Source organism: Streptomyces sp. GC420 (assembly GCF_009916105.1).
Taxonomy (GTDB): domain Bacteria; phylum Actinomycetota; class Actinomycetes; order Streptomycetales; family Streptomycetaceae; genus Streptomyces.
On sequence record NZ_JAAAXQ010000430.1, the window covers coordinates 1 to 6,061 of the forward strand.

The window sequence follows — 6,061 nt, forward strand, 5'->3', positions numbered from 1 at the left end:
CCCATGGGGTCCGGCACCCCGGGGGCGCAGTCTGAATCGCAGCCGGCCCGTCCGCCGGGGCCCGGACCGGGCGCGGCGGCCGGTTCCGGGACACCACGTGATCCGTATCCGTGCCAACCGCCCGAGCAGCCGCCGCGGACCGACAGCGGCCTGTAGGAGAGGACTCGAGATGAAGCACACCAAGATCGGCTCGCTGATGCAGAAGGACGTCGTGAAGGCCCGGTACGGGACACCGTTCAAGGAGATCGTCCGGCTGCTGGGCGAGAACCGGATCAGCGGACTGCCCGTCGTGGACGAGGACGAGCGCGTCATCGGGGTGATCTCGGAGACCGACCTCATGCTGCGGCAGGCCGAGATGCCGGAGCCGGCCGAGCACGCCAGGCGCCACTGGCCGGCGCCGCTCCGGCACGCCACCCGCCGGGCCGCCGTCAAGGTCCAGGCCCGCACCGCCGGGAACCTGATGACCTCCCCGGCCGTCACGGTGCGCGCCGACGTCAGCGTGGCCCGGGCCGCGCGGACGATGGCCCAGCACCGCGTCGAGCGGCTCCCCGTCGTGGACGAGAACGACCGGCTCGTCGGCATCGTCACCCGTCACGACCTCCTCCAGGTCTTCCTGCGGTCCGACGCGGACATCCGGCAGGAGGTCCAGGAGGAAGTGCTGGAGCGCACCCTCTGGCTGCCCAGCAAGCTGGTCGAGGTCACCGTGCACGAGGGCGTTGTGACACTCAGCGGCCGGCTGGAGCGACGCAGCGAGATACCCGTCGCGCTGCGGATGACCGCCCAGGTGGACGGCGTGGTGGCCGTCGTCGACCAGTTGACCTACCGCTTCGACGACTCCCACCTCGAACCGGCGGAGCAAGCCCTGCACGGGGTCGGCGGGGACTGGCTGCGCAGGCTCTGACCGCGGCGGGCGCCGGGGAACGCGGGCCGCGTTCCCCGGCGCCGGTGCGAGCGCACCGCCACCCGCGACCCCGTGCCCGGACGGCGCGACCCCGTGCCGGGGCAGACGGCGAATGGAAAGACGGGCGGACGAGAAGACGACGAGGCCGGTGTGTGGCCGGACCGCGGGGTCCGGCCACACACCGGCCAAGGCTCGGGCGCGGGCCCTCACGCCGAGCGGCGCACCTGCTCCACCAGGCCGTCCGCCACAGCGGTACGGGTCAGCAACTCCCCGGTGTCCCGGACCACAAGATCCGCTCCCGCCCGCGCCATGTCCAGCCCGCTGCGCATCGAGCGCGTGCGGTCCACGGCGACCACGAGCCCCAGTCCCGCACGGCGCCCGGCCAGCAGCCCGGGAACCGCGCTGTGCACCAGAACGGTCCCCCGCCGGCCCACGCCCAGCGAACGCGCCGCGTACACCAACAGGTCCGGCTCCGGCGGCCCCGCCAGCCCGGACTGCTCCAGGTCACGACCGTCGATCACCCTGTCGAAGAGGCCTCCCGCCCTCGACCGGCGCAGCAGCTCACGGCCGGTGCGGGACGTGGACAGCGCGCACAGCCGCACACCGTCGCGCCGCAACTCGCCGATCAGCCGCCCCGCTCCCGGCCACAGCGGCACACCGTAGCGCTCCATGTAGTCGGCGAACACGGCCTCCTTGAACGCCCGGAGGCCGTAGACGGAGGTCCGGCCCGGAGCGTCCGCGATGACGCCCTGCGGCAGATCGATGCCGCGCGCCCGCAGATAGGCGCTCGCACCCTCGGCGTCGGTCCGGCCGGCGAAGTAATGCCGGTAGTCCTCCACCGGGTCGAAGAGCCGGAACCGCGCCGGTCCCGGCGCGGTGACATCCCTCAGCAGCGCGTCGAGGGCGCGTTTCCAGGCCGCGGCCTGTACCGACGCCGAGGCGGTGACGATGCCGTCGAGGTCCAGAACGGCGGCTCGCACCGACCGCAGCCTGGGAATCAGCTCACTCCTGGTCGCGGTTGCGTCGGTTGTCCTCACGGCCCCTCCCCGGTTCGGTCTCTCTGCTCCCATCGTCGCCGTGCCGCGCCCCGCGCCCATGGGGCCGACCGGCCCTTGCCGGGACCGGTCGGCATCAGGATGTGCCCTGTCCGGCCCAAGCCGTCCGGCACGGGAGACGACAGGCTCCTAACAGGGGCAGTGTCTGCCCCTGACCCGAGGAGTCGGTCATGAAGAGCACACTGGTCATTCCCCTTCTGCTGCTCGGCGCCGTGGTTCTCGGCGCCCGTCTCGTCTTCGGCGACAACGACACCGTGACCGGTCTCGCTCTGATGGCTGCCGGGGTTTTCGGCCTGATGTCGTTCATGGCGACGCCCTTCGTCCACCAGCGGCCCGGTGAGCGGGAGACCGTCATCGAGGAACGGCACTACATCGGCCCGGAAGACGACCACCGCAGGTATCACCACTGAGGCCCGGCACCGAGTCCGGTCACCTCACCCTTCTCCTCCAACGCCGGAGGTGCGCAACTCATGTACTCGGGCATCGAACGGCCGCAGCCGGCCCGGCTGACGGCGAACCTCGATCCGGAGCTGTCCCGCTGGCTGTGGCTGGTGAAGTGGCTGCTCGTGATCCCGCACTACATCGTCCTGTTCTTCCTCTGGGTGGCGTTCGTGGCGCTGACCGTGGTGGCCTTCTTCGCCATCCTGTTCACCGGCCGCTACCCGACGGCTCTGTTCGACTTCAACGTGGGCGTACTGCGCTGGAGCTGGCGGGTGTCCTACTACGCGTACGGGGCTCTGGGCACCGACCGCTATCCCCCGTTCACCCTGGCGGAAGTGCCGGACTATCCCACGCACTTCGACGTCGCCCGCCCCGGGGAACTGTCGCGCGGGCTGGTCCTGGTGAAGTGGTGGCTGCTGGCCCTCCCGCACTACCTGGTCCTCGCGCTCCTGCTCGGCGGGTACGACATGCCATGGATCTGGGGCGGCCTCATCGGTGTGCTGGTGCTCTTCGCCGGGATCGCCCTGGCGGTCACCGGCCGCTACCCGCGGGACCTCTTCGCGCTGATCATGGGCCTGAACCGGTGGGTGCTGCGCGTGGCGGCGTACGCGGCGCTGATGACGGACGTCTACCCGCCGTTCCGCCTCGACATGGGCGGCTCCGAACCGGACAAGCGGCCCGGCACCGGTCCCGGCCACGGGGCCGGTCCGGTTCCCGAGTCCGCGCCATGAGCGCGTCGTGCGGCCCGCACGGCGCCGGGCGGCCGTGACGAGGCGTGGCGTGGAGCGCCGGGTGGCCGGGGTCGGTACATCGACCCCGGCCACCCGGCGCCTCGGCCCGCTCCGGCCCCGGGACGGCCGGGGGTGAACGGCCAGGGGTGCTCACCCGACCGGGATCAGCCCGACGCCGGCCGGCATTCGAGGGGGTGATGCGGGCTGTCGAGTCGATCGCACCGGTGGTGGATCGACTGGACTGCTTCGCCGGGAACCGGCGTCTGCGATCGCGTGCCGGAGCAGTTGCTGTTGGCCCCGGCCGGGTCCGTTGCAGGCAGCCTTGATGAGTCGGCGGGCGAGCTCTCGTGTGCGGCGGGCAGGGCCGTCGGGGCCGAGGACGGTGGCGGTGGAGTAGGCGCCGTTGAGGACGAGCAGCAGCTCGTCGGCGAGCTGTTCGGGGTCGTCGGCGCCGGCGTCGGCTGCCAGGTCGCGCATCCAGTCGCGGACCTGCTGCTTGTGGGCGACTGCGACGCCGCTGGCCGGGTGTTCGCGATCCGGGAACTCGGTGTGGGTGTTGAGCATGGGGCAGCCGCGGAAGGTGGGCAGCTTCGCGTGCTCGACGACGACCGTGAAGATCGCAAGGAGCTTCTCCCGCGGGTCGTCCACCTTGTCGGCGACCCGGCGCATGTGCGCGAACCAGGCATCGGCGCGGTCCTGGACGTACGCGGTGGCGAGCGCGTCCTGGGTCTGGGCCGGTTCGCCGGGCATGGTGAGCGCCTGGTAGCCGAGTCGGTGCGGCCAGCACAGGTCAATGGCTACCCGGCGCTCGTTCTCCGGCTCAGCGGCGCGATCGACACCGCCGTGGCGGTACGCATCGACGACGGCCTCATCACGGGGCTACGCCGTGCGCTCTCCCGGGAAACTGCCGCACATGCAGCGGGAGACCGCCCTGCGCCACTGATCCCGGGGCAAGCGGCTCCCCGTACTCGGAAGCCCTCCCGCTCGTCGCCGTCGGGCAGGTCGTTCACCTGGTCCTCGCTGAGTCCGGCGCCCCCATGGCTTTCAGGATGCCGACCGCCCGGCGCCGGATCAGGCGGCCCGGCCGAGACCGGTGGCGGTCAGGTCCTGCTCCCGGAGCAGGGGTAAATCCATTTCAGCGGTGGGGCACCGGCGGGCGGGGCCCGTACCGCGGGGTCACGGGCCGGCTCGTCGTACGCCGGTCCCGGTGCTGCCGCGACGCGCGCCGGCGGCGTATCCGCAGGATGCACGCGTCCGCGGCCAGGCCCGCCACGACTGTCGCCGCGACGGCCGTGACCAGGAGTACGGCGAACAGCCGCCAGAACTCCGGTGTCAGCGTCGTCTGCACTGCACTCACCTCCTCTCCCCTTCCCATTGGGCGTGTGGGCTTGTTATTCCATGCGGGACGCGAGCAGGCCGGCGCTGTCGGACAGCGTGGTGAGCCGCGGGTAGTCGTCCTCGTCGATACGGACTCCCGTGCGCTCGCCGAGGATCTCCACGAAGCTCAGGAAGTCCAGCGAGTCGAGTTCGAGCACCTCGCGGAACTTGTCGTCCGGGCCCACGTCGGTGAAGTCGGTGCCGGGCACGACCTCGGCGATCGCTCCCTTGACGGCGTTGAGTGCCTCGGTACGGTTCACAGCTCCTCCGGTTTCTGCAGCAGCCGGTCCACGGCCGCCAGATAGCGGGCCCCGACCGCTCCGTCGCTGGCCCGGTGGTCGGCGGAGATCGTCGCGGTCACGACGGGACGTACGCCGATCAGGCCGTCCACGGCCCAGGGCCGTTCGACGACCCTGCCGAAGCCGACCAGGGCGACCTGGGGCGGGTAGATCACGCCGAAGACGGCCTCCACGCCCTGGTCGCCCAGGTTGGTGACGGTGATCGTGGCGCCGGACACCTCGGAACCGCGCAGCCTGCCGGTGCGGGCTCGGCGCACGAGGTCCTTCAGCGCGCTCATCATTTCCGCCGGGTTGAGGGTGTCGGCGTCGCGCAGGGCGGGCGCCATCAGGCCGCCGCCGTGGAGGGACACGGCGACACCGAGGTGCACCCCGGCGCCGGGGACGAACCCGTCGTCCTCCCAGTGGCCGTTGAGCCGCGGCACCTCGCGGGCGGCCAGGGCCGCCGCCCTGAGCAGCAGCGCGGCGGGCACCAGGCGCTCGGCGACGGGGTGGTCACGGTTGTGGCGCCGCATCCACTCGACGGCGGCCGACATGTCGACGGTGGTGGAGAGGTAGTAGTGCGGGATCTCCCGCTTGGAGCGGCTCATGAGGTCGCCGATGGCGCGGCGCATCGACGCGTCGCGGTCCTGCGTGGGTCGGGCCGGGGCAGCGCGGCTCCCCACGCGCACTGCCCCGGCCTCCCGGCCTGCGCCCCCCAGCGCGGCCTCGCCGGCCCTGCCCTCCGCCGCCGCGGAGGGTTCGGGCACGTGTGTGGGCGGCAGGACGCGGACGGCGGCCGCGGCCCGTACGTCGGCGGCCCGCACGGCCCCGTGCTCCCCCGTTCCGGGCACCCCGGACAGGTCCACGGCGAGTTCCCGCGCGAGCCGCCGCGCGTACGGCGTCGCCCGTACCCGCCCCGGCGGCCTCTGCGCCGCGGTGACGTCGGCCCGGGTGACCCGCCCGCCCGGGCCCGTGCCGTGCAGCGCGCCCAGTTCGATCCCGCGCTCGGCGGCGAGCCGCCGTACGAGCGGCCCCGCAGCGGGCTCCTCCCCCGCAGCCGCCGTCCCGCCCCGCCGAACCTGCGGCCCGGCGGGGGCAGCCGCGGGCACTCCGGCGGCCGTGACGGACGGTTCCCCGCCCCGGGGCCGGCCGCCCGTCACCGCCCGTCCAGGGGCCGACCGCGTGCGCTGCCCGGCGGCCGTGGTCGTGGCGGCCTCGGCCGCCGACGGGCCTGCGGGCGCGCCTTCCCGCGGTGCGGCCGGTGCCGAAGACGAGGTA

General features: G+C 73.2%; 8 protein-coding genes. 3 read left to right on the plus strand and 5 right to left on the minus strand.

The features are described from left to right. The first annotated feature begins 169 nt into the window (after positions 1 to 169). Positions 170 to 901 (plus strand): CBS domain-containing protein, encoded by a 732-nt coding sequence (locus tag GUY61_RS33185; RefSeq protein ID WP_166634036.1) that lies wholly within the window; start codon positions 170 to 172, stop codon positions 899 to 901. Between the two features lie 206 nt (positions 902 to 1,107). Here GUY61_RS33185 and GUY61_RS33190 read toward each other — a convergent pair whose 3' ends face one another. Further along, entirely contained in the window at positions 1,108 to 1,938 is an 831-nt protein-coding gene (locus GUY61_RS33190) for an HAD family phosphatase (protein WP_166634037.1), read from the minus strand. 188 nt (positions 1,939 to 2,126) lie between these two features. Between GUY61_RS33190 and GUY61_RS33195 the strand changes: the two genes are divergently transcribed. Together GUY61_RS33195 and GUY61_RS33200 are read left to right on the plus strand one after the other, a co-directional pair. Beyond that, positions 2,127 to 2,366 carry a hypothetical protein gene (locus GUY61_RS33195; protein WP_166634038.1) on the plus strand — a complete coding sequence of 80 codons (240 nt, stop codon included), beginning with the start codon at positions 2,127 to 2,129 and terminating at the stop codon, positions 2,364 to 2,366. A gap of 60 nt (positions 2,367 to 2,426) precedes the next feature. After that, complete coding sequence (locus GUY61_RS33200; RefSeq protein WP_166634039.1) at positions 2,427 to 3,128, plus strand: DUF4389 domain-containing protein; 702 nt, start codon at positions 2,427 to 2,429, stop codon at positions 3,126 to 3,128. Positions 3,129 to 3,278: 150 nt separating this feature from the next. On the opposite strand, the gene GUY61_RS33205 is transcribed toward GUY61_RS33200, so the two are convergent. The 4 genes from GUY61_RS33205 to GUY61_RS33220 form a co-directional block, all read right to left on the minus strand. Continuing rightward, positions 3,279 to 3,878 carry a TetR family transcriptional regulator C-terminal domain-containing protein gene (locus GUY61_RS33205; protein WP_208106771.1) on the minus strand — a complete coding sequence of 200 codons (600 nt, stop codon included), beginning with the start codon at positions 3,876 to 3,878 and terminating at the stop codon, positions 3,279 to 3,281. A 385-nt stretch (positions 3,879 to 4,263) separates the two neighbouring features. Then, complete coding sequence (locus GUY61_RS33210) at positions 4,264 to 4,485, minus strand: hypothetical protein (protein ID WP_166634035.1); 222 nt, start codon at positions 4,483 to 4,485, stop codon at positions 4,264 to 4,266. A 34-nt stretch (positions 4,486 to 4,519) separates the two neighbouring features. After that, a complete protein-coding gene (locus tag GUY61_RS33215) occupies positions 4,520 to 4,765 on the minus strand; it encodes an acyl carrier protein (protein ID WP_166634040.1) in 246 nt (81 codons plus the stop codon). Continuing rightward, the coding region (locus tag GUY61_RS33220) for a 2-oxo acid dehydrogenase subunit E2 (RefSeq protein ID WP_166634041.1) at positions 4,762 to 6,061 on the minus strand (1,300 nt) is incomplete at its 5' end. The genes GUY61_RS33215 and GUY61_RS33220, both read right to left, overlap by 4 nt.